We start from the raw sequence: 26,990 nt of genomic DNA on the forward strand, positions 1-26,990 counted from the left end.
TTATGCGTAAAATATTCTTTATCGTTTTAGTTTTGATTTCTGCCTACTGTTTACTGCCTGATGCTTACTGTTATGCAGGTATTGGCAATCTATCAAAAGGGAGCGGCGCAGTCTATTACAAGGCAAAGGGAGAAAAGAAATGGGCTGCCGCATCAGCAGGGATGGAGATAAATGAAGGGGACAGGGTAAAGACAGGGAGCGACGGGAGGATTGAGCTTTTACTGCAGGACGGCAGCAGGCTTACCATAGGAAATAATACAGAGATGGAGATAACAAAATTTTTACTGGATAAAGACAGGCGCAGCGCAACCATATTTGTTCAGGGAAAGTTAAGGGCAGCTATTGCAAAATTTTTCGGCAGAACCAATATGTGGGTTAAGACCCCTACTGCGGTTGCAGGTGTAAAAGGAACTGACTTTATTGTGATGAACGAAGGCAAGGCAAATGTCTTGTTCGGTCAGGAAGGAACTGTAGAGGTTAAGGGTAATGATAAAGAATCAGTATCGCTGTCACCCGATACAATGACAGAGAACACGCAGGGCCATACGCCGATTGCCCCTGTTAAGATAGAACCAAACACACCTCTATCAGATGCAAGGAAACAGCTTGAGGCAGTGACAAATGTTGATGCCCCTGTGGAATGGCAGGAGGCGGGAAAACTCCCGCAAATCCTTGCAAGATGGAATATGAATTACGGCCATTATCTTGCCGACAGCGGCAAATACAAAGAGGCCCTTGAGGTTTTTCAGATTGCGGCGGATCTGACCGATATACCTGAGATAGTAGCTGAGAGCCGCGTCCAGAGAGGCACTGTTTATTCAAGGAATTTAAGCCTCTATCAGGAGGCGCTGAAAGAATATCAGGCTGTGCTTGACAAATATCCGCAAATGCCGCAGGCTGAAAATGCCCTCTTTTCCATTGGCATGATATACAAGGATATGGGTGAAAAGGAAAAGGCAGGAGAATATCTGCAAAGATATCTTAAGCAGTATCCTCAGGGTAAGCACACATCCACTGTGGAAACACTAATCAAAGAACTTGAAAAGGAAGAAGGCAAACAGTGAACCCAGTTAGAAACTCATTGTTAATGAATTATCTGCTTTTGGCGGGTATCTTTAAGAGAGGAGGTTTCTAACGGGGTGAAAGAAAGGGCAGGATTTGTAGCCAATAAATTCTGGGTTTTTCTATTCTGGGGCATTCTGGCCTCTTCACTATCTTTGATTATTTATGTGGCGAAGCCTTCTTTTATAGAGGGCGTTGACCGGACAGCCGGCGACGCCAGATTTAAGGCGAGGGGGGAGGCGGCCACTGCTGATGAAGTTATTATTGTTGCTATAGATGAAAAGAGCGTAAATGAGCTTGGCAGATGGCCGTGGCCCAGGACGACCATGGCAAGGCTTATAGATAATCTTGCGCCTGCAAAGGTTGTTGGCCTTGACATAGTTTTTTCCGAGCCTGAGACATTAGAAAGGGACAATGCCCTTGGAAACGCTGTAAAGAAGGCAGGAAATGTAGTCCTTGGTTATTTCTTAAGGGAAGAGGCAACGAACGAGCCTGATAAGAAGGCTATAAATCAAATTAACCGCTCAAAGATAAAGATCGTAAAAATGCTTGAAAGCACCTCCTCTGTTCCTATCGTTGATCTCCCGGGCATAGAGACAAATATACCTGTAATAGGAAAAGACGCCTCAGGTTTTGGCCTCTTTAATATAATTCCGGATGGAAATGACGGCATTCTAAGAAGATCACAGATTATATTTCTCTACAAGGGCGACATATATCCCTCCCTTGCGCTTGAGGCGCTGAGAAAATATCTAAAAGGCGATGTTGTATTGCAGATTGCGCCTTACGGTGTGGATGGCCTTTCTATAAACGACAGGGAACTTCCTGTAGATGAGGGAGGCAGTTTTCAGCTTAACTTTTACGGCAAAGGCGGAACATTCAAGACATATTCTGCGGTAGATATTATAAAGGGGAGGCTGCCAATAGAGGCAATCAAAGGAAAGATAGTCTTTGTAGGGGCAACAGAAAAGGGGATATATGACTTAAGGGTTACACCATTAGATCCCATCTATCCGGGGGTTGAGGTTCATGCAACAGTTGCGGCAAATGTATTGCAGAAAAGGTTTTTAATACATGACAGCAGAGTTGTTGCCCTTGATATATTTTTTATAATCTTTTTATCTGTCGGCCTGTGCGCATCCCTTACATGGGTTCACAGGACATTCATCAGTCTTATTATATTTTTGGCATTCCTTTCACTGCACACTGCCGTCAATTTTTATCTCTTCTACTCCTATAATCTTGTGGCAAGCGCGATATATCCTTTCATAGGCATATCCCTTTCTTATCTCCTTGCAGAGGCGTACAGGAATATCGTTGTTGAAAGCAAGGGGCGCTATCTGAAAAAGGCATTCGGCACCTATGTCTCCCCTGATCTTGTATCAGAGATACTAAAAGACCCTGACAGATTAAAGCTCGGTGGGGAGAAGAAGGAGATAACCATACTTTTTTCCGATATCAGGGGGTTCACATCATTATCTGAAAAGCTTACTCCTGAAAAGTTAGTAGCTGTATTGAACGAATATTTAAGCCCCATGACCAGGATAGTTCTGGAAGAGAAGGGGACTCTGGATAAATATATAGGCGACGCCATAATGGTTATCTGCAATGCGCCTATTGACCTTCCTGACCATCCGCAGAAGGGTTGCAAAATTGCTATTAGATGGATTAAAGAATTGGAAAAATTAAACGGCGACTGGAAGGAAAAAGGTTATCCATCCATAGCTATAGGTATCGGCATCAATACCGGCGATGCTGTTGTCGGCAACATGGGCGCAGACCTTCGTTTTGATTATACCGCCATCGGCGACAATGTGAATCTTGCTTCAAGGCTTGAGGGTATGAACAAGACATACGGCACAGCCATAATTGTGAGTGAAAGCACCCAGAGATTGACGACTAATGATTTCCTTTTCCGCGAGCTTGATATGGTGCGGGTAAAAGGAAAGGAAACCCCGGTTGCGATTTATGAATTAATGGATTTACTTCCGGGTGATGTCTTAAAGAAAGAACTTGCAAACTCTTTTGCAGAGGCCTTATCTCTTTATAAAAGTCGCATGTTTGAAGAGGCAAAGTCCGGGTTTGATGCCATACTTGATAAATTTCCCAAAGACGGCCCTAGCGCTTTATATGCGCAAAGATGCTTAGATTGCCTTAAATTGCCTCCGCCGTCTGACTGGGACGGCGTTTATGTTGCAAAGACAAAATAGATTATATTATGCAGGGCAACCCTTCAGGGTTGCTACAGGCATGCTTAAAGCCTTGCCCTACTGTTTGCTGATTTGCTTATGATAATACCAGAACCCGCATCATCAGCTAATCTTAAGTCTTCTACCAGCGCAAGCGTCTGGAAGCCGCTGGCGGTTGTCCTTCTGTTTTCTCTTGTTGCCGCAGGTTTTAAGATTATATTCATTATAGGCAGGGATGTTTTGCCGGGGCAGGGCGCCAGGATAATAGACGGAGCTTTTATATTGTTTACCGCCCTTGCCGTGATGTTTTTTGTAAGATGGGTTATCTCAGACGCCCCGCTTGCCTTTCTGAGACACTTTACCATCGTTCCCCTGCTCAGAACCCTTATAGGCCTCATCCTTTATTTCATAACTGCTGTCTATCTTTTGCACCGCCTTGTAGGGATAGACCTGTCGCCCCTCCTTACAACATCCGCAGTGCTTACAGGCATTATCGCCCTTTCCCTTCAGGAGACATTGAAGAATTTATTTACAGGGATATGGATAAATACAGAACGGGTTGTGGCAAAAGGGGACTGGGTGAATATAGCCGGCAAGGAGGGTCGTGTCATGGATGTGACATGGCGGACCACAAGGCTTCTGACCTTTTCCAATGATTATGTGTATCTTCCCAATAAACTCCTTTCAGAAGGCTATGTGGATAATTATACATATCCCACGCCGCTTCATATTGCGGAGATCGATGTGGGCGCAAGTTATCACGACCCGCCCAACAAGGTAAAGGATGTCCTTATTGAGGTCGCATTAAAAGAGCCAGGGGTACTCCGCGACCCATACCCCGAGGTCTATCTTACAGCATTTGGCGATTTTTCAATACACTATAAGCTGAGGGTCTGGATAAACGACTACGGCTCAATATTAAAGATAAAAAACGGGCTGCATTATAATATCTGGTATGCGTTTAAGCGGAATAATATTGAGATACCGTTCCCGATAAGGACAATCTACCGCCATAAAGAAGCGATAAGTATGGTTAAGCCAGAGGATATCGAGGTTTATCTCAAAGGCATGGATTTTCTTAAGCCCTTATCGGATGCGGACATAAAGAGGGTTTCTGCTGCGGCAAAGATGGAAGTTTACGGCGCAGGAGAGATTATTTTTAAGCAAGGGGATAAGGGCGACACATGTTATTTTATCAAAGACGGCGCTGTTGATGTATTTCTTATAGACGAGACAGGTAAAGAAAGTTATGTGGCAACATTAAAAGGCGGCGGGTTTTTCGGAGAGATGAGCCTTCTTACAGGGGAGGAGAGAAAGACGACTGTTAGGGCAAAAGAGGATTCCCTGTTCATTGTTATAGATTCAAGGAGTTTCTGCGAGGTGTTTGAGAAGAGCCCTGATTTAATGGAAAGGCTCAGCAAGATAGTTGCGGCCAGATCCCTTGAATTGGAAGAAACCAAAAGAAAGATTGTAACAGAGGCAGAAAAGATTGAGGCGCGGATGTTTGCGGCAGAAGATGTGCTTGACAAGATTAGATCATTTTTTAAAGGGAAGGTGAAATCGTGAAAACTGCAAATTGCAAATTGAAAATTAAAAATTGCAATCTTGTCCCCGAAATTTTTTATCGGGGATTAAAAATTATTCTATTATTCCTCATGATAGCTTTTTTGCCTGCTGCTGCCTTTTCGTCAACAATCATACTTGAAGGGAGTATGGATGAGTTTATAGAGATTGAACAGAATCAAGGCTTTTCTGTCCCGCCTTCAGGGTTAAAAAAATTAGTGTTCCGTTTTGCAAGCCCGGTTTCATTTGCAAGTTCAACTGTAAATCAGGATGTTAAAGATTACGCACTTGTCTACGAGCCCAAGCCCGCATCCGTGGAAACAGAGACCGATGCCTTCGGGAATAAATTTACTAAGGTTACATGGCTTAATATAAACAGGAATGCCTCTGTAAGCGGGAAGTTTACGGCTGCGCTATTTATAACCCTCAAAGAACTGGCGAGCGCAGCGCCGTTTCCATTGAAAGATGCGGCAGAAAAAGAAAAGAGGTTTCTTGTTTCTACGCCGCTTACGCAGGCAGATAATCAAAGGATTAAAGGACTGGCAAATAACCTTTCAAGAGGCTCCGCCACAGAAGAAGCGGCAGTAATCCAGATTTTAAACTGGGTGGTTGATAATGTTAAATATACTACCAATCCTCCGCAGTATGACGCTGTCTATACGTTGGATACTGGAACCGGGAACTGCCAGAATTTTTCACATCTGTCTATTGCACTTTTAAGGGCTGTTGGCATACCTGCAAGGATTGTAGGTGGAATTACCCTGAATAAGTCATGGAAGGCGCCTCTTAAAAAAGGGAGCCTTGTCCAGAGCATAGGACAGGGTGGCCATGCGTGGCTTGAGGTATATTATCCTGATATCGGCTGGATTCCATATGATGCCCAGCAGAGTCATCTCTTTGTAAGTCCAAGGCACATAAAACAGACAACAGGTTTAGATGCAAAGGACATAAACGACTCATGGCTTGCCTCGCCAACGCTTCCGCCGTTCAGAGAGGATATTCAGGCAAACTTTGTAAGAGACGATATAAAACTCTCATTTAAAGATATCAAGGCAAATCCATCCAATTATATCCTTACTAATGCAATTATCGCGCATGTTGAAAAACCTGTTATAGAGATTCAGGCCCCTGAAAGGCCCAAGCCAAAACCTGCAAAGGTTATGGAAAGGGTTGAGTTTGGGAATATGGAATTTCCTTCTTTTGTTGATATATTCGTTAAAGGCAAAGGAGGGGAGGAGGGTTATAAGACGCTGGATAAAGAGACGGCTGAATATGTTACCTCCGAATACACTTACGCCCAGGCATTTACTATCTCAAGGCAAATGAAACTTGAGGAGATAAATCTTGCAATGCACAAATTTGGAGGCAGGGCAGGGAGCCTGTGGTTAGATGTTGTTAAGGATGACAATGGAAAGCCGGGCATGGAAGGGATAAGAAGCTTTCCGCTCAACCTTGATACCGTGAAATACTCTCCTGGATACCAGTGGTTTCCGTTCAGATTTGCGAAGGAACTTTCTGATAATCCTGTCCTGACGCCGGGCCGTTACTGGATAATTTTGAGAAAATCTAAGGATGCGATCGTGAATTGGTTTTATATCCCCGGCAATCCTTACGGCGATGCGGATGATACCCGCTCAACCAGCCAGGGGATTGACTGGTTAGACATATTAAATTACGATTTTAACTTCAAGGCAGCAGGGGTGTATTTGGAATAAGGAGGTATCAGGTGAAGGTCTTTACAGAAGAGGAACTAAAGCAATACGACGGAAGCCAGCAGGGGAAGCCGATACTCTTTGCTTACAAGGGCAAGGTCTATGATATTACGGCCAGCCCTTTATTCCTGGATGGCCTCCACTTTGAGCATTATGCCGGCATGGATTTGACCGATTATATGGCCGATGCGCCCCACAAAGATGAGGTGCTGGAAAAATTAAGGGTAGTTGGCGAATATAAGGGAGGATAAAATACAGGCTAAAAGGTTGGAGGGGGAGGGGGAGGCATTTCTATTCGCCATTCTCTGCAATCCGGCCGGCAAGATTAGCCTCCGAACCATATCTGTATATTGTTTTATATGCCTCATAATAACCTATTACTCTTTCCACATATTTTCTTGTCTCCTGATATGGGATATTTTCCACAAATTCATCCGTATCAAGCCCGCCCCATTTTTTCAGCCACTCGTCCACTGCATTGGGGCCTGCATTATATGCAGCAACAGCAAGAGGGAGATTACCTTTAAATCTCGTAATCATTGTTTTAAGATACCATGCGCCAAAACTTATATTAATGGCCGGTAGAAACAGTTTATCTTGTTTAAATGACGGGTGAGAAAGTTTTCTGGCTATCATTTCTCCTGTGCCCGGCATTATTTGCAGCAAGCCGACTGCCCCTGCGCCTGAGACTGCCTTTTCGTCAAATTCACTCTCCTGCATCATTACTGCATAGACAAGGAGAGGGTCTATTTGCAATTCATTGGCAGCACTCTCCACCAGTTCTTTATAGCCTTCAGGAAAGGCAAGTTGGTATGCGAAATCAGTAAAATCATATGATAAACTCCTCGCTGAAATATAGGAATGATGAAAATCACCTGCCTGCCTGTATAGTAAACTTATATTTATCGGGTCTTGCCTGTAGTTCATGGACGCCAATTCCTTTAATGCAAGGTTGTTCAGCCCAAGCCCTAATAATCTCTGCGCCCTTTGCATAGGCAGAGACTCATATGAATTTTGGCTCTCATATTTTTGGATTTTAAAATTCACCTCCTGCAGTTCGTGACCTGAAATCTCTTCCAACGCCTTTCTGCTCTTGACAGAATAATAGACGGGTGGAAAACTATCTGCGGCAATCTTGAATAGCCTTGCAGCATTATCCTTTTTACCAAGCATAAGAGATATCTTCCCCTGCCAATATACTGCCCGCATCCTTAACGGCGAGTTTTCCAGAGGATTCAATGTTTCAAGGGATTCCTCCAAATTTCCCTGCGAGTATAATAGCCAGCTTATCTGCCACAGTGCATCATTTTTATAAGAAGATGAAGGGTTTTCTGCTATAAGTTGTTTTAAAAAAACAGCAGTCAGATTTACATCTCCTTCATCTTTTGCAATCATGGCAAGCCTATAGAGTGCCTCTCCTCTCAGGCCTCTGTCATTATATACAGATATAAAAGTCTTTAATACATCTCTGGCGGACTTGAAATCCTTTAGCTTAATATAAGCCCTGGCAAGATAGATGAGCGATTCCTGTCTTATTTTGCCGTCTCCAGCAGATGAGAATAATTCTTTAAAAATCTCCACGGCCTTTTTATAATTTTTTGCCTGATAAAATACCTGCCCGAGAAGGAAACTCATTTTGTCGTCATGTTTTAACGGGACATCATACGGAAACCACGGCGGGCCTTCAAAAAGATATGCCTTGCTTTCTTCAATAGCCTTTCCATAATTTCTTGCCTTTAATAAGCCCTTTGCCCTCGTAGAGAATTCATCTATGTTTAATTTTCTGACCTCGCCTGATAAGACCTGGGAAATAAAAGAATTATCGCTATATTCTGCTTGCGGGAATTCGGTCAGTAATCTTTTAATAAAAGGAAAGGCTTCTCCCTGTCTGTTGCTCTGCATTAAGAGAGGGATAAGTTTGTAAAGGATGTGCGGGGTTTGAGGGTTATCCGAATGTCCGGTTAAAAGCCCTTTATAGGTATTTATGGAGTTTGCCGCATCGCCCTTTGCAAGGTAGATGTCGCCGATTTTTTCTTGGGCAGAGGGTTCTAACGGGCCTTTAGGATTGTAGTTGATGCAGGCAGTGAATGCGTTTAATGCCTCGTCAACTTTATTAAGAGATAGATATGCCTCTCCAAGATAATACAGGGCATAGTCGGAGAGGATAGTATCTCCTTTTCCTGCTGATTCCAGATAACCTATTGCCTTTTCAAAGCTGCCGTCCTGGTATGCCTTGTAGCCAAGGGAGAGGTTATTTTCAGGTTCTCCTGCATGGATATTAGGCACAGCAACAAAGATATACGAGGCGACAACAAAAGATATTATGTGTTTTATATCAGGCATGAGATAAAAGTAACACAGCTGTTAGTAGTTGTCAATTTAACCCTAAATGCGCCTTTCCTTGACTTCTCCTCATAAGTTGTTTTAAACTTCATAACCGGCGCTTTGTTTTGTGACTAAATGGAGAGGAAGAATAGAATATGAGCCCCTCAAATCTATCCATAAATGGTTTTAAATCAGCAGGCATCTGCTGCGGAATAAAGAAGGACGGGGGAAAAGACCTTGCCCTGATATATTCTGAATTGCCTGCCACTCTTGCAGGTGTGTTTACAAAAAATAAAATAAAGGCAGCGCCTGTCCTTATTGATATGCAGAGGATTAAAAAAGGTCTGTGTCAGGCAATAATTATAAACAGCGGCAATGCCAATGCCTGCACAGGCAAAAAAGGCATGGAAGATGCAAAAAGCATGGTCGCGGCAGTCGAAGATGCGCTTGGAATAAAAAAGGGTTTTGCAATGGTCTCGTCAACAGGGGTTATTGGGCAGAGGCTCCCGATTGACAGGCTAAAAAAAGGCATTCCAAAACTTGTTTTCTCCCTTTCATCAAAAGGCTGGAATGATGCAGTTAATGCGATTATGACAACAGACGCATTTCCAAAGATTGCGTTTGAAAAATGCAGAATAGGCGGCAAAGATATTACTGTTTTAGGTATCGCCAAGGGCGCGGGTATGATATGCCCGAATATGGCTACTATGCTGGCATTTATCGTAACTGATGCAGAGGTAGAAAGAAAAACATTGCAATCGGCTTTGAAAAAAGCGGTTGACAAATCATTTAACTGCATAACAGTGGACGGAGATACATCAACTAATGATACTGTGTTGCTCATGGCCAATGGAAAAGCAGGGAATAAGCACTTTACAGTTCACAGTTCACAGTTCACACCTTTTTATCAGATGCTTGAAAAGGTCTGTCAGAGTCTTGCAAAGATGATTGTAAGGGATGGTGAAGGTGCAACAAAGCTATTGGAGTTTAATGTTAGCGGCGCAAAGACAGATAAAGACGCAAAAAAGATCGCAGAGACTGTTGCCAATTCGCCTCTTGTGAAGACGGCATTCTTTGGCGAGGATGCCAATTGGGGAAGAATAATTGCTGCAATAGGCCGTTCAGGCGCATATGTGAAAGAAGAAAAGATAAATATATATTTCAATGGTGTGCCTGTTGTGTTAAGAGGTCTTGACGCAGACAGAGAAAGGGATGCGGCAAAGGCTGTTAAGAATGAGAATATATGCGTAAAGATTGAGATGGGTTTGAGCAAAGGCAAAAAGACAGTCTGGGCAAGCGATCTGTCGTATGATTATGTAAAGATAAATGCGGCGTATAGAAGCTGAAAAAAGAGTCAGAGAGTCAGAGTGTCAAAGAGTCAGAGCAATATCAAAAAGTTTGACTCTATGACTCTTTGAATCTTTGACTCTAAACCGGAGGTTTTTATGGAAGGTTTGGCAAAAGAGGCAGACAGGTGGTTTAGGCAGGCAGAGAATGATCTGAAGTCAGCAGGATGGAGCCAGCAGGGCGGTTTTTACGCGCATGCGTGTTTCTGGGCTCAACAAGGTGCTGCAAAGACGCTGCGGGCATTCCTGTTCATGCAAAAGGAGGATGCAAGGGAGACTCGTTCTGTCAGCGAACTCCTTGAAAGGTGCCTTACATACGATGAAGACTTTAAGGCAATTGTTGAATCCGGCAGCAGATTAGATATATATTACAAGACAAGCCGGTATCCTGACAGCCTTCCAGGCGGCATACCTGCCGAGATTATATCTGCCAGAGATTCCAAAGAGGCGATAAAGATCGCATCGGATATTTTTGCCCTTGTGGAGGAAAAGAGAAAGACGTATATTCCGGAAGTGATGTGAAACAGAGTCAAAGATTCAAAGAGTCATAGAGTCAAAATTTTGCTGCTGTTTCAATTACTCTGACTCTGCGACCCTCTGACTCTTTGACTCTATCAAAAGGAGTCCTATTGCCAGATACCTTAATTTACATCTTCACATTTATTTTCGGCAGCATTGTAGGAAGTTTTTTAAATGTCTGCATCCACCGCATCCCAGAAGGCAAATCAATAATATTTCCTCCATCCTCTTGTCCGAATTGCAATAATCCTATTGCATTTTATGATAATATTCCTATTGTAAGTTATATTGTCCTTCTTGGCAGGTGCCGTAGCTGCAAAACTCCTATCTCGCTGCGGTATCCTTTTGTGGAATTTTTAACAGGTCTTTTTGCTATAATGCTTTTACATAAATATGGTTTTTCAGTGATGTTTTTTATCTATTTTCCCTTTGTGTCAAGCCTTATCGTAATAACATTCATAGATATTAAATATCGGATAATTCCTGATGTTATAAGTCTTCCCGGGATTGGTGTAGGCTTGTTGGCTTCTTATTTTTTGCCTGTCGGGATATTGAATTCTGTCATAGGGGTTTTAGTCGGAGGCGGAACCCTTTTTCTGATTGCCTTTAGCTATCACTTTGTTACAGGCAGGGAAGGCATGGGTGGCGGAGATATAAAGCTCCTTGCAATGATAGGCGCATTTCTTGGTTGGAAAGCCGTTATAATAACCTTATTCACAGGCTCGTTTATTGGCGCTGCTGCCGGGTTTGTATTGATGCTGGCAAAAGGTAAGGACAGCAAATACGCCATACCCTTTGGTCCGTTTCTTGCCGTAGGCGCGCTAATTTCCCTCTTTTTTGGAGAATACCTTATAAAATGGTATTTATCGGGTATGCGGGCGGGTATGTGAGCTATGGATAAAATAAAAAAAACTTGGGGCATAAGAGGCCAGCTTATTGCAGGACTTACGCTTGTAACAGTGGCTGCCATAGCCCTTCTTGGATTTTTAAGCATCAAGATGCTGGAATGGAGCGCCTTGTTCAGAAAGGCTAAAGAGGCAGAGGTCATTGCCGCGGTTGTTCAAACATTTGTTCAGGACAGGCAGGGGGCAGAGGCAAAGGGGTTCAGGGATTTTGTAAAAAGTATTATGGAAAAAGGCATAATAAGAGATATGAGCATAACAGATGAAAAGGGAAGGGTATTTTTTGTTACAGGTGAGGGTGTGCTGACAGACAAAGACGAGGGGAGGCTGCTCTTTTCTGTTAAAGGATTAGCGGTGAAGACTACAGGCGGGGGGTGGTTTGAGGGGGTTGGAAAGGAATTGTTTATATCAACGTCCTTGAAGCAGGGGTCGGGGGCAGGGGGCCTGGGGCTTGGGAGATTAGTTTTTTCCATGCCTCTTTCGGATATAAAGGAAGAGGGCGCAAATTTCAGAAGGTTTATCTTTTTCTACTCCTTGTTTGATTCGCTCATTATAATAACGTTAGGCGTCTATCTATTTTCCAGAGGCATAATAAGGCCTATGGCTCTTCTTAAAGAGACCGCTGAAAGTATAGCCGGCGGCAGACTTGAACATAGGGTAAATATAAAGCCCTCCAATGAGATAGGGAGTTTTGCCTTATCTTTCAATATAATGGCTGATAAACTTGAGGAAAAGATAAAGACATTGGAAAGGCTTAATAAAGAACTTACAGCCATGCAGGGAGAATTGATAAGGTCTGAAAAACTTGCCACTGTTGGAAGGCTTGCAGCAGGCATTGCCCATGAGATAGGAAATCCTCTGGGCGCAATACTCGGTTATGTTGATATACTCAAAAAAGGCGCAGCCCCCCCCATCACCGTAGCCGCAGGTTTTAGCCTGCATAATGAGGAGGCGCTGGAAATACTTACACGGCTTGAGAAAGAAATATTAAGGATTGACATCATAGTGAGGGGCCTTCTTAATTTTTCAAGACCGTCGATCCCGCTCAGCGGGACGAAAGAGGCTATGCATAATATTGATATAAACCGGACAGTAGAAGATTCCGTTGAAATACTTTTGCCGCAGTTTTCTGCAAACGGCATATCATTTGACCTAAATCTTGACAAGGATGTACCAAATGTCTTCATTGATGATGGCAAGCTTAAACAGGTTCTGCTGAATATATTCATCAATGCAAAGGATGCGATGCCTGAAGGCGGAAAGATATTTATAAAAACAGAGGCCAGACCTGCCCCTGCAAGCCTGCCCCTGCAAGCAGTAAGCAGGGGTAGTAAGCAGGGGGGACAGCGCTCAGAGGTCAGGAGAAGAAAAAACGATATGGCAGATGCGGACATTGCAGGCATACGCATTCAAACTTTGGGCCGCAGCTATGTTATAATTTCTATTACTGATACTGGAAGAGGCATCAGGGAAGAAGACATCGGCAAGATATTCGACCCGTTTTTTACAACAAAAGAGCAAGGGAAAGGGACAGGTTTGGGGCTTGCAGTATCGCTTGGAATTGTTCAGACATTTGGCGGAGATATAAAGGTGAAGAGCGAAGCGGGAAAGGGAACTATCTTTGAGATTTTACTGCCTACCATACGATAGATTTTGTAGTTGCTCAATTTATTGAGCGTATTGTAACTCAAGGCTTTAGCCTTGAAAAACTCAAACCTGAAGGTTTGAGTTACAAGCGCCGATAAATCGGCAAACTACGGTTTAAAAAACTATGAAAATTTTAATCATTGACGACGAAGATTCCATGCGCCACATGCTTTCCATAATCCTGAAAAAGGAAGGCTATGATGCGGTTTCTGCAGAAAGCGGCCGGCAGGCAATTAAGATGCTGGAGAAGGAAGATTTTGATTTTATACTCTGCGATATAAGGATGCCGGAGATGAACGGGATGGAATTTCTAAAAAGCCATCAGCTATCAGCTATCAGCCATCAGCCTGTGGTCATTATGATGTCCGCTTACGGCGCCATTGACACAGCAATCGAGTGCATGAAACTCGGCGCATACGATTATATTTCAAAGCCATTTAAGACAGATGAGATTATACTTACATTAAAAAAGGCAGAGGAGAGAGAAAGGCTTAAACGGGAAAACACAAGATTTAAACATATTGCCGAGCAAGAATATGACCTCAAGAATATTATCACAGAAGATAAACAACTACTTGAAATATTTAAACTTATAAAGAAGGTGGCAGACTATAATACCACTGTCTTAATCACGGGAGAAAGTGGTACCGGAAAAGAGCTCATAGCAAGGGCTATCCATTATCATGGTAAAAGAAAGGATAAGCTCTTTGTTGCTGTAAACTGTGGCGCGATTCCAGCAATGCTTCTTGAGAGCGAGCTCTTCGGTCATGTCAAAGGCGCATTTACTGATGCTGTAAGAAATAAGCCGGGTCTTTTTGAAGAGGCAGATGCAGGGACTATGTTTTTAGATGAGATAGGCGAGCTTCCAAAGGAGCTTCAGGTAAAACTTTTAAGGGTGATTCAGGAGGGTGAAATAAGAAGGGTTGGCGATTCTAAATCTAAAAAAATAGATGTTAGGATTATAGCCGCAACTGCCAGAGACCTGTCAGAAGAAATCAAGAAAGGCAGTTTCAGGGAAGACCTCTTTTACCGCCTGAATGTTGTAAACATAAATCTGCCGCCGCTGCGGGAGAGAAAGGGAGATATACCAACCCTTGCCTGGCATTTTTTAAAAATATACTCTGATAAATTCGGCAAGCCGCTAAAAGGCATAGATAAAGAGGCGATGGATGCCATTTCAAGCTATCAATGGCCCGGGAATGTAAGAGAATTGGAGAATGTGATGGAGAGGGCAGTGATACTTGAAGACGCTGATGTAATAACACAGAAGAGCCTTCCGTTTTTTAAGACACCAGCCCCCGGTCCCCAGCCCCCGGGTCTTTCTATAAAGAAGGCGGAAGAGGTTGTTGAAAAAGAGCTTATAAAAAAAGCCCTTGACGCAACAGGCGGCAACAAGACCAAGGCAGCGGAGCTTTTAGAGATTAGCCACAGGGCGCTTTTGTATAAGATAAAGGGGTATGGGTTGTAAGTTTCTTAATCTTTTGCTATAGTTGAATTTGAGTTATCATCAAACGTACTATGAGGCTGGGATAATAAAATCAATAATCCTTGATGGTCTGGAGATAGACCTCAAAGAAATCTTTACAGGTTTGCGGGACAAATAATAAACCTTTTTGCAGGAGAGCCCCTTGAATAAAGAAGCAGATGAGAAAGAGGTTTTATCAGAGCTAAAGCATGCCATTATGGAGATTTGCGGCAAACAGGTAGTCAGGTTTGTGCTTTACGGCTCAAGGGCAAGGGGGGATTACGACAAAGAGTCGGATATAGACATAGCGATTGTTGTCAGGGGTATGACAAGAGAACTTAAAAACCGGATATTAGATGCTGTGTGTGACATAGAGATTAAATATCTTACTCCCCTTTCAACTCTTGTCTTTTCCGAGGAGGATTTTGAGTTTCTGAAAAGCAGGGAGAGAAGGATAGCCCTCGATATCGAAAGGGAAGGGATACCGTTATGACGGAAGGGAATAAGAAAGACAATATCAAGATTCAACTTGAGAAGGCATCCGAAATTTTAAAAGAGGCAAATTTGCTTTTTGAGAATAACCTTGTAAGAGGCGCAGTTTCAAGGCTCTATTACTATCTGCTTCACACTGTCCGGGCGCTCCTTCTCACCAAAGGGCTTGAACCCAAAAGCCACGAAGGGGTGTTGAGGGTTTTCGGGCAATATTTTATAAGAGAGGGGATACTGGAGGCAAGGTTTTCCCATATATTCGCAAGGCTGATGAAATACAGGGAGGAGGCTGATTACAACCCTGCCTATGTCGTTTCAAAAGATGATTTTGTGGAGTTCAGAAAAGAGGCAGAGGTTATGTGTGACAAGATAAACAGTTATCTGAAGCAGAAGGGATATGCCTGATAACGTCAAAATGTGGGAGTTGTAATAGGTTTTCTTATTCGGTTTGTTGCTATGAAAAATTTTCATAGTTTGCGCAAAATTTAACACTTCTTTAAATTATACTTCCTTAAGAATCCCTTAATTTTCAATGAGTTAACTTTGTATATTATCTGGCATAGATGTTGCATTGTTATTTAAGCAGGAGAATAGAGGATGAAGGATGAAAAGGGTTTTTCACTGATAGAACTGCTTATAACCATTGCTGTAATGGCTACTTTGACTGCGATAGCGGTATTGGGCACCGAGGGTATAAGGACAGGCTACAGAGTCAGGGGCGCTGCAAGGCTTGTTTATGGGGATATGCAGATGGCAAGGTTAAGTGCAATAAAAGGTGGTAGAAAATGGGCAGTCTGTTTTTCTGCCGGTAACACCGTATTTACATCCTACAGCATAAGAAACACCCCTGGGGCTGATAATAACCTATGCACAGGGGACGATCCCACCACTGGTGCTGCGCCGTTCTATCGTAAAGATGTTGATCTTTCCTCGGGAGATTATTCTACTCTGACATTTAACGAGAATTTTACCGGAACTAATGTAGAATTTAACCCTAACGGTACTGCATCAAGCGGTAATCTAACGATTACAAAAGGTACAAGGACTATAACAATTACGGTTAGTGGAAATACAGGCAATATAAGAATGTAGTAGAATAAGGTGGAGGGATATGTTGAATCAAAAAGGTTTCACCCTTTTAGAGGTTCTGATAGCTATTGTTATTCTTTCTATCGGCCTTCTTGGTGTTGCGGCGATGCAGACTACAGCGATATTAGGCAATACCTCTGCCATGAATAGGAGTCGCGCCATTGGTCTTGCAGAGGAGATGGCGGACAGGGTAAGGGTAAATGCGGGTAGCACACCGAATATTTACGACGCGATTGACACGAGCGGCGTTTGCGGAGGGAGCGAACCTGCCCTCGGAGACTGCACACAGTGGCAGGCAAGGCTCCAGGCATCGGCACTTCCAAATGCCTTTGGCACGGTTGCCGTTACAATGGATTCCCCGATTCCAAAGGCTGCAACAATTACTATTACCGTTACATGGGGGATAGGCGCAACCGGCAGCGCAACAATCACAACTATTATGGAGACATGGCTAACTTAAAAGACAGGGATCAGGGGTCGGGGGCCAGGGAACAGGGAACGAAAAAACTGGAAACGAAACAGGGGTCATGTATCAGGAGATAAAGCAATGGATATTAAGAGTTATCAAGATTTAGAAGTATGGCAGAAGGCAATGGATTTAGTCATGGAGTGTTACCAAATGACAAAAACTTTTCCTAAAAGTGAAACCTATGGAATAGTCAGTCAATTACAGCGCGCGGCCGTATCTATTCCAGCCAATATTGCTGAAGGGAGAAGTCGTCAACATACAAAGGAGTTTATCCAACACCTATCTATAGCATATGGGTCGCTTGCAGAATTAGAAACTCATATTCTGCTTGCTGAACGTCTGAATTATATAGAGGAAGAACAGGTAAAGGGGATTATGTCACAGGCAGCAGAACTTGGTCGAATGTTTAATGGGTTGCAAAAATCTTTAAGGAAAAGGGTTCAGGGTTCAGAAAGCAATTCTCTTATATCCGATCCCCGACCCCTGATCCCTGACCCCTGTAACAAAGGTTTTTCTCTTGTTGAACTCTTAATAGCAATGGTTATTGCCTCTGTTGTGGGGTTGGCAGGGATTTCCATATTCTCATCCAGCAACTGGTCGTATAAGACGCAGGAGGATGTAACAGAGGCGCAACAGAATGTAAGGGTTGCCACGGACAGGCTTACAAAGGACATAAGGATGGCTGGTTATGGCCTGCCTGACCCGCCGTTTTCGCTCTCCTTCACCGGTCTTCCAACCACATTTGTCGGTCAATCCGGCGGCAACATAACCTTGACTTCACCGATTACGGTCACAACCAGCGGCGGAGCAGGCGCCCCTGATAGTTTGACCATCCTTGGGATTGGGTATGAAGTTGGGACATTGGACACCACTACAGCGGTTGTTAATTGCGTCAATGGTATTCAGGCAAATATTAGCGGAGCTAACTGCATCCGACTCAGTGCCACTGCGAGCGTCCCTGCGGCTGATACAATTGATAGATTTTTCCCCGGGGGGGCGTTTAACAGTAATAGAATGCATATCAGCCTTGGAGGGGCAAAATACATAGCGCTTGCCGCGGCAGGCCAGACCGGTCAGGCTACCAGAACATTAGCATTGGGAAGCCCATCTACCCTTGATAGAGACTATCCTGACGGCACGTCCGTTTATATCGTACAGGCAGTTCAATATACGATAGTATCGGATACTTCTATTGCAGGATGTTCAAGTTCAAATCCGTGTTTGATAAGTTTGGATGCTACTGGACTCCGGGGAATGAACGGGGGAGCGCCTTCCAGACAACTCCTTGCTGAAAATATAGAGGACATTCAGTTTGCATACGGCATAGACGCAAACCCAAGGGACAAGAAGATAGACGATACAGACGGGGATGGCTCGTTCGAGGGTCTGGATTATATATTCGCCGAGGCGGGCGATACCTTATCAGATCCGTCAAGCATAATAGTTGTTCGGGCAACTGTTGTGGGAAGGACAAGGAATACAGATATTAAAGGGCAGACTGGTTTTAAGGCGCAGTGTTTCGAAGACCGCCCTGTTGATGCCGGCACTACTAACTGCACAGGCGCGGCATCCGATGGTTACAGGCGAAGGATATTGACAAAGGTTATAAAGATAAGAAATCCTAAGACAGGGGCGTAAAAGACAGTGGTCAGTGGCCAGTGGTCAGTGATCAGAAAAAGAGGTTCAATATGAAGATACTAAATAATGAAAATGGCGCAATCCTTATCACCATGCTCCTTCTTATGGTTATCGTAACCCTTCTTGGCGTGATTGCCATAAATACATCAACCATAGATATCCAGATAACAGGGCATTCAAAAAGGACATCGCTTGCCCTTCAGGGGGCTGATGCAGGGATTGATTTAGGCATACCGATTATTGAGAGCACTTTGGCTATGGGACAATTAAGCACATCCAGCGCAACAGTCTCTACTGCTATTACTTTTCCATCTGGTTCAGGAACTACTGCGAGTCTTAATGCAGCGGATACAGTAACCCTTGGCACAGAAATAACAGGTGGGACAAACTATCATACTGACACACCTTCGTCAGGAACAGACTTATCCATCACCAATCTAAACGGGGTTGGGGTCAATGTGGATATAGACAGGCTATATTCCTATGCGCTTCCAGGCGGCTCGCTCGAATTTGCGGCTGGGTATGAAGGCGTTGGGGCCGGCGCCGGAGGTGGTGGGGTGGGAATTTTATATAGCATAGATAGTCAGGGGACGATGTGAAAAGACAGTGATCAGTGGTCAGCGGCCAGTGGTCAGAGAGATTAAAAACGGGAGGTGCATATGAAACAGGTTTTGAAAATTATTCTAATATCATCGTTGTTTATGGTTTTATTTGGTTCTATGTTGTTGGCGCTGCCGGGAAAGACAGATGGCTCGGATTGGACAGAGGGGAAATTGGTGAAGATTATAGGGCTTGACAGCGCCGCTGCTGATAAGGCTAAAAAACCCGATTTGAGCAAAATAGAGATGATGATGGATGGGGGCAACATCTTTGGATTATCCCCTGATGTCAGAATAAAAGATGCAAAGGGAAATTACATCTCCATTGATACTTTGGAGCCGCCGTATGAGGTTCGGTACATTGCTGAGGATATGATGATAAAAGAGATAAATATTATTAAAGTTATTCCAAAATAACTTCTTATTTTATTTAGAACAGCAAGCTAAAGGAGGGAACATATATGAAACGGCTATCTATAATAACCATATTATTGGGAATGATTTTATGGACACCCCTTACTTGTAAGGTAATGGCGCAGACCATGTCGGATTATACATCCACGCCGCCGTTTATTTCCACATCAATACAGCCAAATGTGCTGCTTGTGCTGGATAATTCAGGCAGTATGAATGACGAGGCGTATGCTACTACTTACGATCCCACCCAATTCTCAAGCGGACAGTATTACGGCTTATTTGACGCTACCAAATACTACCAATACACAAACAACGGCAGATGGGAGATTTTTCCTGTTACAGATACTGATGGCGATGGTATTCAGACAGATGAAACCCTGCCTTCTGCGTCTGCCACAATTGCCAATCCCATTGCCAGCGGTAACCTTCTGAATTGGGCAACCATGAGCAGGATTAGTGTAGCTAAAAAGCTCTTAATCGGCGGCAAGGCCTCTCCCCGGTCCCCGGCAGGCGCGGTTACTGTGAAGCTTTTCGGTGAAACAACATGGGGGTTTCTCAAAACCTTTGATAACACAAGCTCAGCAAACCTCATTGCCCCGTTTACAGGGAATTACCGTTACAATGTGTCATCTACCGCCAACTTTTCTATGGTGCCGGTGGTAGCAGGCACAGACACTGTTTATACTTCTCCCAATGCAAATGTCTCTATCCCTGCCGGATGGACTGTTTTTCCTGCGGCTACTAATGCATGGGAGGATGTGGATGACACAATTTCTCCGACGATTTCAAACGACGCCGATACCACATATATCCAGGCTCAGGGCACTGCAAGTCCGGCTATGTTTGGTTACGACTATGCAGGCGCAAAAACCGGCACTATCACGAACGTGGGAGTTCGGGTAGTTGCGAAAAGTAATTGTAGCAGCACTCTCCTAAGACGAACCAGGGGTGTATTAAGAATAGGCGGGGTAGATTATGATTCTGGATTTACAGCTATAGCAACCTCATACCCGGCTACAGCATATTCATTCAACTGGGCTACCAATCCTGCAACAGGCGCCGCATGGCAGTGGTCAGATATTAAAGATATAGGGAACCCATCAGGTAATTTGGAAGGCTTTGGGATTAGACCAAATCAAAGCAATGCTGGTTGTTACCATCGCGCAACGCAGGTCTATCTGGTTGTTACATCCGGCACCCCATCAGGCGGGCCATACAATATTATTATTGACCAGGGCATGACGCCTGCAAGCGGGATTATTGATAATCTTAGCAGTGACGCAAGGTTTGGACTGGCGTATTACGCTAATTCGAGCAACGGCGGCCGCGTCCAGGAATATGTGGGTTTCGGCTCTGCGGTTAATATGATAACCTCCATAAGCGGTCTTGCTCCAAGCACGTGGACGCCTTTGGGCGAGACCCTATATGAGATGATAAGACACTTCAGGCAGGATGCGCCGTTTTATGCTAATGCCCCTGCAGATTATGCAACAGGCAATGTGTTTAATGACCCGTATTATTACAGATATTCCACATTGGCAGGTTCAGGACTTACTGACCAGTATGTGCCTTGCGCCAAGTCGTTTATCCTGCTGTTGACAGACGGCGAATCAACTCAGGATATAACTATGGATGCCAGCATAAAGGGTCCTCCGGGCTTTTCATGGGGCAAGGGAGTGAATACAGATGGAAGCTCAACCAGTTCAGCCGCGGGGCAGCCCAGACTTGGCGGGACGAATAATGGGCAGACCTATACATCCAGCGGCACAGATTATCTTGTTGATGCGGCATACTGGGCAAGGAGCACCGATGCGCGTCCAGGGGCATGCACCACTACCCCTACTTCTTGGCAGCAGTGCATACCAGGAACACAGAATGTCGTCATTTACCCTGTATTTATGTTTGGCAGCGGGTCCACACTGTTAAAGGACGCAGCCATATACGGTGGGTTTGAGGATATGAATGGAGACGGCAAACCTGGTCCGGATTTAAGAGAATATCTGCGGGACTCAAACGGAGATGGAAGTGTTACAGCTGCGGATGACCCGATTACCTATTTTGAAGGGGATGACGGCTTTGCGCTGGAGGCAAGTATTACAAATGCCATTGCCAGCATTATGAAAAGAAGCGCATCCGGCACATCGGTCTCTATATTGGCCACATCTCAGGAAGGCGAGGGCGCGCTTTATCAGGCATACTATTACCCTGAGAAGATAATGGATGACGGCACAAAGAGAAGCTGGCTTGGCTATTGCAGAGGCATGTTTCTGGATTCCTTTGGAAACCTGAGAGAGGATAGCGATGCTGACAGCACACTCATATTTAAGAATGACAAGATAATCAGGATGCGGCTTGATACCTCTACTAATGAGGTTAAGGCCGACCTGTATAATGATGTAAGCCCGGAGGACGGCGACGCGGATCCTGCCACTTTAAATGCTGATGGTTCAAAGATTGATACTGTGAATAACACCGTTGCTATAGACGCTGTAGCAACTCTCTGGGAGGCAGGTGAGAAACTTGCAAAGGATATAACCACGCGGAATATCTATACATGGGTGGATCTTGACAACGACGGCGTTGTTGACAATGGTGATTTTGGAGTATCACCGCTTCCTTCCGGCGAGGCATATCCATTTGTCAGCAGCAGCGCAACTGCGCTAAGACAATATATCAGGGCAGCGGACGATCCGGAATCTACTAATATAATAAATTTTGTAGCTGGCAATAATGTAACCGGATATCGAAATAGATGCATCCCAGTTACTGGGGCAACTACGGAAACAGGCTGCTCAGGAGCCACAGACAGGGTATGGGCGCTTGGAGACATTGTGTATTCAACCCCCACAACTGTTGCTGGTCCACGTGAGGGGTATGATCAAATCTATGGCATAGCTTCGTATACTAATTTTAGAAATTTATACAGAGACAGGAGAAATATAGTCTATGTCGGCGCAAATGATGGTATGCTCCATGCCTTTAACGCAGGGGTGTATACAGCAGGGGATAATGCAGTTACTACAGATGTAGAGCATGGCAAGTTTGTTCCAAATGCAACCACTGACTGGCCCGGTGTTGTAATGGGTTCAGAATTATGGGCATTTATTCCCTATGATAACCTGCCTCATCTAAAGTGGCTTACAGATCCAAATTATACCCATATTTATTACACCGACCTCAAGCCAAAGGTGACGGATGTAAGGATATTCTGCGACAGCGATGCAAGTTTAACTCCGCCTACCACGCCTAATTGTATTGATGGGCAGACCGGCGTATCTCACCCTGGCGGCTGGGGCACTATTCTGATTGCAGGCATGAGGTTTGGCGGAGGGGCGATAACTGCAGATATAAGCGGAACCACCAGGACATTCAGGTCTGCCTATTATGTCTTTGATATAACGAATCCTGAAAAGAAGCCGAAACTACTCTGGAGGTTTACTGACGCCAACCTCGGTTTTACAACCAGTTATCCCGGCATTATCCATATAAACAGCAGTCCTGAGAAGTGGTTTATGGTGGTCGGTTCAGGGCCTGACAATAATGTCCCTGCTGGCACACGGGGCTATGATGGGACAAGCACGCAGCAAGGCAGGATATTTGTCGTAAATCTTTTAAACGGGACAGCGGCAATTACATTTACCAATCTTGGAATAAACAATGCCGGCGCCGTCCTTGACGCCAATACATTCATGGGCGACCCGACTGTAATTGATGGCGATCTGGATTATACAACTGATGTAATTTATATAGGAAGCGCCACTTCTACAAACAGCGGGAAGGTATTCAGGATAAATACAAATCAGGATGCCAACCCGGCTAATTGGGCGTTATCAACCCTTATAAATCAGGGGAAACCGGTTCTTGTCGGGCCATCTGTGTCAAAGGACAGCCTTAATAACTTCTGGGTATTCTTTGGAACAGGGAGGTTTTTGGCTAGTGCTGATAAGACCAATTCTGACCCTCAAACCTTCTATGGTATAAAGGATGCATGTTGGAAAACGAATACGACAACAAGCCCTTGTCCTGCCTCTGCTAACCCATACCTGCAAACCGCTCTTCTTAATTCAAGCAATTTAGCAGTTTGCACATCCGCGGGCGGCGGGGGGATTTATGATACAAGTTCCGGAACTTGCGCAACCGGCACCCAGGCTTACAGTTCATATACCAACCTTCTTGCAACAGTAAGGGCAGGCTCAGGTTGGTATATAAATCTGGTTGACCCAACGACTCCGAGTGAGAGGGTTATTGCCAGAAGCGTTGTCCTTGGAGGTGTAGTCATTTTTACCGCCTTTACACCCAGCAGTGATATATGCGCCATGTTAGGGGATAGCAACCTATATGCCCTATACTATGAGACAGGGACAGCCTATAATAAACCTGTGATAGGCTATAGCGGGACTACTGTACTGAGAAGCAAAAGCCTTGGCAAGGGGATGCCAACTACAGTAGGTATTGCTGTGGGCAGTAAAACAAAGGGTTATATCCAGACTTCTACAGGCACAATAGTAGAGGTGGAAACAGAACCCGCCCTTGATGTGAGGAGCGGACCAGCAGGCTGGAGGGAAAAAGAGGGCGGCGGCGGGACAGTGGATATAGAGGAGATATATAAGCATATAGTTAAGTAGAAAGACAGGGGTCAGGGGTCGGAAAGACAGTGGTCAGGGGTCGGAAAGACAGTGGTCAGTGATTTTACTGATCCCTGACCCTCGATCCCTGTATCTATGGAGGGTATTTTTGGAAAAGAAGATATGGGAAGAAAGACGAAAGAAGAAGATTGTTCTGCCAAAGGAACCCGAATCTGAGAAAAAAGATTATAGAAGATGGACGAAGTATATTATTGCCGCTGTCTTTATTATCCTTTTATTTACCCTCTTAAGGGGCAAGAAAGAAAAGATAGAGATTCCAGGGCCGGAACAGGAATCAGGGGTCAGGGGTCAGGGGTCAGAAAAACAGGGGGCAGGGGTCGTGGCTCAGAGGTCAGTGAGTAGTCCAGTCGTTGAGCTGCCGCTGCCGCCTCCGCCTAAAAAAAATACCCCCCCGGAAGTCCTGTTAATAAAGTTAAGCCCAAAGATTGTTTACCAGGGAACCAAGATAAAGGCAGAGGTTTCAGGCAAGGATGCTGATGAGGATGATGAGGTTACCTATTTTTATGAGTGGCGGAGAAACGATACTGTCTTGCCTGATAATATCCAGCCGGAGATTGATACAAAGGATTTTAAGAAGGGCGAGCTTATAACCTTGTTTGTTACGCCGTTTGACGGCAAAGACAAGGGGAAGACCAGATTTTCCAGGACAATTGTTATTGTCAACAGGCCGCCTGAGATAATATCATTCCCGCCTGTGTCTGTTTCCAACGGGAAATATCTGTACGAGGTCAAGGCAAATGACCCGGATGGCGATGCGCTTACTTATTCTCTTGAAAATGCCCCGTCCGGCATGATAATTGATCCTGCAACAGGCATAATCCGATGGGATATCCCTGTTACGGCAGATTTAAAATCGGTTACTACCTACAATATAAAGATTGTGGTAAGCGATGGCGATGCCACGGCCTTTCAAGGGTTTTCCATGACCCCTGATGTGGAAATTAAATAACCGGTTCCCGTTCCTTCCTTTTATGTCAAATTATATCAAATTATATCTAAATTAAAAAAATACTTGACAAGTATTTAAAATTAGACTAAAGTTGGCATAAATTATGCCAAAGAATAATCTGAAAAAGATAAGAGAGAATCTCCTTATAAGCAAGGCTGAGCTTGCAAGAAAGGCCGGCATTTCTTCTCTTACCATAGACAGGGTTGAGAACGGCTATGGGTGCCGCGTGGATACTAAGCGGAAGATTATTCAGGCCCTTGGGCTTAAGCTTTCTGAAAAGAACAAGGTATTTAAGGAGTGATATAGAGGGAAATTATGGAGCTTTCGCTGTTTAAAAAAACCGATGTGGTAGGTCTGGATATTGGCTCCAACTCTGTAAAACTTATCCAGCTTGCCCCAACCAAAAAAGGGTGGAGGCTGTTAAATCTCGGCATAATCCAGCTTCCGCCAGAGGCTATTGTTGACGGCTCCATAATAGATTCTATGACTGTCATGAGCGCTGTAAAGGACCTTGTCACCCAGCAGGGTATAAAGACTAAAAACTGCGTCTCCGCGCTGACAGGACATTCTGTTATTATCAAAAAGGTGAACCTCCCTGTGATGACTGAGGCAGAGTTGGGGGAATCTATTCAGTGGGAGGCAGAGCAGTATATACCCTTCCCCATAACAGATGTAAATATAGACTTTCAGATACTTGGCGCGGATACGGAAGGAAGAGGGCAGATGGAGGTAATGCTTGTTGCTGTAAAGAAGGATGTTATAAACGATTATACCAATGTCATAAAAGAGGCCGGGCTCCTGCCTGTGATTGTTGATGTGGATTCCTTTGCGCTGGAAAATATGTTTGAGATGAATTACTCCATTGCGCCTAATGAAAATATAGCAATAGTGAATATCGGCGCAACCATTACAAGCATAAATGTTCTCCGCAGCGGCGTAACTATATTTACAAGGGCAATACCTCTTGGCGGGAACCAGTTTACGGAAGAGATACAGAAGGCCATTGGCATAAGTTTTAAAGACGCTGAAGCCATAAAGCTTGGCGGAGAGGTGAGCGGCATAGACGCAGGCGGCGTCCCTCAGGTGATTGAGCGGGTCTCAGGCAATGTTGCCCTTGAGGTTAAGAGGAGTATAGATTTTTTCCTCGGCGGCGCCCCCGGAATGTTTATCAGCAAGATTTATTTGAGCGGGGGCTGCACAAAGACAAAGGGCTTGCCGGCTATTATACAGGAGAGGACTGCAATACCTATTGAGATAGTCAACCCCTTTACCGGCGTGGAAGTAAGTCCCAGGAAATTTGCCCCTGATTATATTAAGGATATTGCGCCGTATTTTGGGGTTGCCGTCGGTCTGGCTATCAGGAAGGTTGGCGACAAATGATAAGGATAAACCTTTTACCAGTAAGGCTTGCAAAAAAGAAGGAGTCAATAAGGCAGCAGGCATCTGTGGCAGGTCTGAGCATTGTGCTGCTCTTTATAGTTCTTGGGGTTTTTTACTTTTCCATTACTAAGAGTATAGCTGAACTCAACGTCTCCATATCCGTCGAAGAAAAGAATATCGCCCAGTTTGATAAAGAGATAGGGGAATTAAAAAATGTTGAAAGCGAAAAGAAGGCGATTTTGGAAAAGCTGAATATAGTCAAACAGCTTGAGATAGACAAACGACGGCACTTAAAGATATTTTCTGACATTACAGCCGCAATCCCTGAAAAACTGTGGATTGACTCTCTGAAGGATTCCGGACAAACTGTTACGCTGATTGGTTTTGCCGGGGCTGATGATATAGTGGCGGATTTTATGCGCCAGCTTGAAAAAACCCTTGTTTCATGGAAGGTTGAGCTTGAGGTTATAAATCAGGTGGAAAAGGAAAAAATAAAACTGGCGGGTTTTACTATCAGGCTTGAAGCGCCAAAAGGGCCGCCGCCTGCGGCCAAACCCAAGGCATAGTTGTAGCTCAAGGCTTTA

At 44.4% G+C, this 26,990-nt stretch carries 23 protein-coding genes and 1 pseudogene; 23 read left to right on the forward strand and 1 reads right to left on the reverse strand.

Translation table 11 applies throughout. The features are described 5' to 3' along the window. Positions 1-2 precede the first annotated feature (2 nt). From Q8P28_01930 to Q8P28_01950, 5 genes are all read left to right on the forward strand, one after another. On the forward strand, positions 3-1,064 hold the full coding sequence (locus Q8P28_01930; GenBank protein ID MDP2681553.1) for a FecR domain-containing protein: 1,062 nt from the start codon (positions 3-5) through the stop codon (positions 1,062-1,064). 75 nt (positions 1,065-1,139) lie between these two features. Then, complete coding sequence (locus tag Q8P28_01935) at positions 1,140-3,272, forward strand: adenylate/guanylate cyclase domain-containing protein (protein ID MDP2681554.1); 2,133 nt, start codon at positions 1,140-1,142, stop codon at positions 3,270-3,272. A 78-nt stretch (positions 3,273-3,350) separates the two neighbouring features. Next, complete coding sequence (locus tag Q8P28_01940) at positions 3,351-4,817, forward strand: mechanosensitive ion channel (protein MDP2681555.1); 1,467 nt, start codon at positions 3,351-3,353, stop codon at positions 4,815-4,817. A gap of 89 nt (positions 4,818-4,906) precedes the next feature. Beyond that, entirely contained in the window at positions 4,907-6,529 is a 1,623-nt protein-coding gene (locus Q8P28_01945) for a transglutaminase domain-containing protein (GenBank protein ID MDP2681556.1), read from the forward strand. 11 nt (positions 6,530-6,540) lie between these two features. Continuing rightward, positions 6,541-6,777 (forward strand): cytochrome b5 domain-containing protein, encoded by a 237-nt coding sequence (locus tag Q8P28_01950; GenBank protein MDP2681557.1) that lies wholly within the window; start codon positions 6,541-6,543, stop codon positions 6,775-6,777. Positions 6,778-6,817: 40 nt separating this feature from the next. Here Q8P28_01950 and Q8P28_01955 read toward each other — a convergent pair whose 3' ends face one another. Continuing rightward, positions 6,818-8,869, reverse strand: coding sequence for a transglycosylase SLT domain-containing protein (locus Q8P28_01955; GenBank protein ID MDP2681558.1), 2,052 nt, complete (start codon positions 8,867-8,869; stop codon positions 6,818-6,820). A gap of 137 nt (positions 8,870-9,006) precedes the next feature. On the opposite strand from Q8P28_01955, the gene argJ reads away from it, so the two are divergent. The 18 genes and pseudogenes from argJ to Q8P28_02045 all read left to right on the forward strand — a co-directional run bounded on the left by argJ (position 9,007) and on the right by Q8P28_02045 (position 26,972). After that, positions 9,007-10,197 (forward strand): bifunctional glutamate N-acetyltransferase/amino-acid acetyltransferase ArgJ, encoded by a 1,191-nt coding sequence (gene argJ / locus Q8P28_01960; protein ID MDP2681559.1) that lies wholly within the window; start codon positions 9,007-9,009, stop codon positions 10,195-10,197. Between the two features lie 99 nt (positions 10,198-10,296). Then, positions 10,297-10,719 carry a HEPN domain-containing protein gene (locus Q8P28_01965; protein MDP2681560.1) on the forward strand — a complete coding sequence of 141 codons (423 nt, stop codon included), beginning with the start codon at positions 10,297-10,299 and terminating at the stop codon, positions 10,717-10,719. Positions 10,720-10,826: 107 nt separating this feature from the next. Then, complete coding sequence (locus Q8P28_01970; GenBank protein MDP2681561.1) at positions 10,827-11,606, forward strand: prepilin peptidase; 780 nt, start codon at positions 10,827-10,829, stop codon at positions 11,604-11,606. A 3-nt stretch (positions 11,607-11,609) separates the two neighbouring features. Then, positions 11,610-13,268, forward strand: coding sequence for an ATP-binding protein (locus Q8P28_01975; protein MDP2681562.1), 1,659 nt, complete (start codon positions 11,610-11,612; stop codon positions 13,266-13,268). Positions 13,269-13,389: 121 nt separating this feature from the next. Continuing rightward, positions 13,390-14,733, forward strand: a complete 1,344-nt coding sequence (locus tag Q8P28_01980) for a sigma-54 dependent transcriptional regulator (protein MDP2681563.1) — start codon at positions 13,390-13,392, stop codon at positions 14,731-14,733. 160 nt (positions 14,734-14,893) lie between these two features. After that, positions 14,894-15,223: a nucleotidyltransferase domain-containing protein gene (locus tag Q8P28_01985; GenBank protein MDP2681564.1), complete on the forward strand. Its 330-nt coding sequence runs from the start codon at positions 14,894-14,896 to the stop codon at positions 15,221-15,223. Continuing rightward, on the forward strand, positions 15,220-15,624 hold the full coding sequence (locus Q8P28_01990; GenBank protein MDP2681565.1) for a HEPN domain-containing protein: 405 nt from the start codon (positions 15,220-15,222) through the stop codon (positions 15,622-15,624). The genes Q8P28_01985 and Q8P28_01990 overlap by 4 nt, the downstream gene beginning before the upstream one ends. 192 nt (positions 15,625-15,816) lie before the next feature. Further along, the gene (locus Q8P28_01995; GenBank protein MDP2681566.1) at positions 15,817-16,311 is read left to right on the forward strand and encodes a GspH/FimT family pseudopilin; all 495 of its coding nucleotides are present in this window, start codon (positions 15,817-15,819) and stop codon (positions 16,309-16,311) included. Positions 16,312-16,330: 19 nt separating this feature from the next. Further along, positions 16,331-16,768, forward strand: a complete 438-nt coding sequence (gene pilV / locus Q8P28_02000; protein ID MDP2681567.1) for a type IV pilus modification protein PilV — start codon at positions 16,331-16,333, stop codon at positions 16,766-16,768. A gap of 87 nt (positions 16,769-16,855) precedes the next feature. Further along, a pseudogene (locus Q8P28_02005) lies at positions 16,856-17,215 on the forward strand (four helix bundle protein). Then, entirely contained in the window at positions 17,192-18,415 is a 1,224-nt protein-coding gene (locus Q8P28_02010; protein MDP2681568.1) for a PilW family protein, read from the forward strand. Before Q8P28_02005 ends, Q8P28_02010 begins: the two are co-directional and overlap by 24 nt. A 50-nt stretch (positions 18,416-18,465) precedes the next feature. Beyond that, positions 18,466-19,014: a hypothetical protein gene (locus tag Q8P28_02015; GenBank protein ID MDP2681569.1), complete on the forward strand. Its 549-nt coding sequence runs from the start codon at positions 18,466-18,468 to the stop codon at positions 19,012-19,014. 60 nt (positions 19,015-19,074) lie between these two features. Next, positions 19,075-19,431: a hypothetical protein gene (locus Q8P28_02020; protein MDP2681570.1), complete on the forward strand. Its 357-nt coding sequence runs from the start codon at positions 19,075-19,077 to the stop codon at positions 19,429-19,431. 44 nt (positions 19,432-19,475) lie between these two features. Continuing rightward, positions 19,476-24,056 (forward strand): PilC/PilY family type IV pilus protein, encoded by a 4,581-nt coding sequence (locus Q8P28_02025; GenBank protein MDP2681571.1) that lies wholly within the window; start codon positions 19,476-19,478, stop codon positions 24,054-24,056. A 109-nt stretch (positions 24,057-24,165) separates the two neighbouring features. Next, on the forward strand, positions 24,166-25,026 hold the full coding sequence (locus Q8P28_02030) for a putative Ig domain-containing protein (protein MDP2681572.1): 861 nt from the start codon (positions 24,166-24,168) through the stop codon (positions 25,024-25,026). A gap of 103 nt (positions 25,027-25,129) precedes the next feature. After that, positions 25,130-25,327, forward strand: coding sequence for a helix-turn-helix transcriptional regulator (locus Q8P28_02035; GenBank protein ID MDP2681573.1), 198 nt, complete (start codon positions 25,130-25,132; stop codon positions 25,325-25,327). 14 nt (positions 25,328-25,341) lie between these two features. Then, a complete protein-coding gene (pilM, locus tag Q8P28_02040; protein ID MDP2681574.1) occupies positions 25,342-26,406 on the forward strand; it encodes a type IV pilus assembly protein PilM in 1,065 nt (354 codons plus the stop codon). Beyond that, on the forward strand, positions 26,403-26,972 hold the full coding sequence (locus Q8P28_02045; GenBank protein ID MDP2681575.1) for a PilN domain-containing protein: 570 nt from the start codon (positions 26,403-26,405) through the stop codon (positions 26,970-26,972). The genes pilM and Q8P28_02045 overlap by 4 nt, the downstream gene beginning before the upstream one ends. Positions 26,973-26,990 lie beyond the last annotated feature (18 nt).

The organism is Deltaproteobacteria bacterium, from assembly GCA_030690165.1.
In the GTDB taxonomy this organism is placed as follows: domain Bacteria; phylum Desulfobacterota; class GWC2-55-46; order UBA9637; family UBA9637; genus JACRNJ01.

Bases quoted from the DNA above. Each gene is read 5' to 3' on its own strand.
- Q8P28_01930 (MDP2681553.1), top strand. From the start codon at position 3: ATGCGTAAAATATTCTTTATCGTTTTAGTTTTGATTTCTGCCTACTGT.
- Q8P28_01940 (MDP2681555.1), top strand. From the start codon at position 3,351: ATGATAATACCAGAACCCGCATCATCAGCTAATCTTAAGTCTTCTACC.
- Q8P28_01945 (MDP2681556.1), top strand. From the start codon at position 4,907: ATGATAGCTTTTTTGCCTGCTGCTGCCTTTTCGTCAACAATCATACTT.
- Q8P28_01955 (MDP2681558.1), bottom strand. From the start codon at position 8,869: ATGCCTGATATAAAACACATAATATCTTTTGTTGTCGCCTCGTATATC.
- argJ (MDP2681559.1), top strand. From the start codon at position 9,007: ATGAGCCCCTCAAATCTATCCATAAATGGTTTTAAATCAGCAGGCATC.
- Q8P28_01965 (MDP2681560.1), top strand. From the start codon at position 10,297: ATGGAAGGTTTGGCAAAAGAGGCAGACAGGTGGTTTAGGCAGGCAGAG.
- Q8P28_01975 (MDP2681562.1), top strand. From the start codon at position 11,610: ATGGATAAAATAAAAAAAACTTGGGGCATAAGAGGCCAGCTTATTGCA.
- Q8P28_01980 (MDP2681563.1), top strand. From the start codon at position 13,390: ATGAAAATTTTAATCATTGACGACGAAGATTCCATGCGCCACATGCTT.
- Q8P28_01990 (MDP2681565.1), top strand. From the start codon at position 15,220: ATGACGGAAGGGAATAAGAAAGACAATATCAAGATTCAACTTGAGAAG.
- Q8P28_01995 (MDP2681566.1), top strand. From the start codon at position 15,817: ATGAAGGATGAAAAGGGTTTTTCACTGATAGAACTGCTTATAACCATT.
- pilV (MDP2681567.1), top strand. From the start codon at position 16,331: ATGTTGAATCAAAAAGGTTTCACCCTTTTAGAGGTTCTGATAGCTATT.
- Q8P28_02015 (MDP2681569.1), top strand. From the start codon at position 18,466: ATGAAGATACTAAATAATGAAAATGGCGCAATCCTTATCACCATGCTC.
- Q8P28_02020 (MDP2681570.1), top strand. From the start codon at position 19,075: ATGAAACAGGTTTTGAAAATTATTCTAATATCATCGTTGTTTATGGTT.
- Q8P28_02025 (MDP2681571.1), top strand. From the start codon at position 19,476: ATGAAACGGCTATCTATAATAACCATATTATTGGGAATGATTTTATGG.
- Q8P28_02035 (MDP2681573.1), top strand. From the start codon at position 25,130: ATGCCAAAGAATAATCTGAAAAAGATAAGAGAGAATCTCCTTATAAGC.
- pilM (MDP2681574.1), top strand. From the start codon at position 25,342: ATGGAGCTTTCGCTGTTTAAAAAAACCGATGTGGTAGGTCTGGATATT.
- Q8P28_02045 (MDP2681575.1), top strand. From the start codon at position 26,403: ATGATAAGGATAAACCTTTTACCAGTAAGGCTTGCAAAAAAGAAGGAG.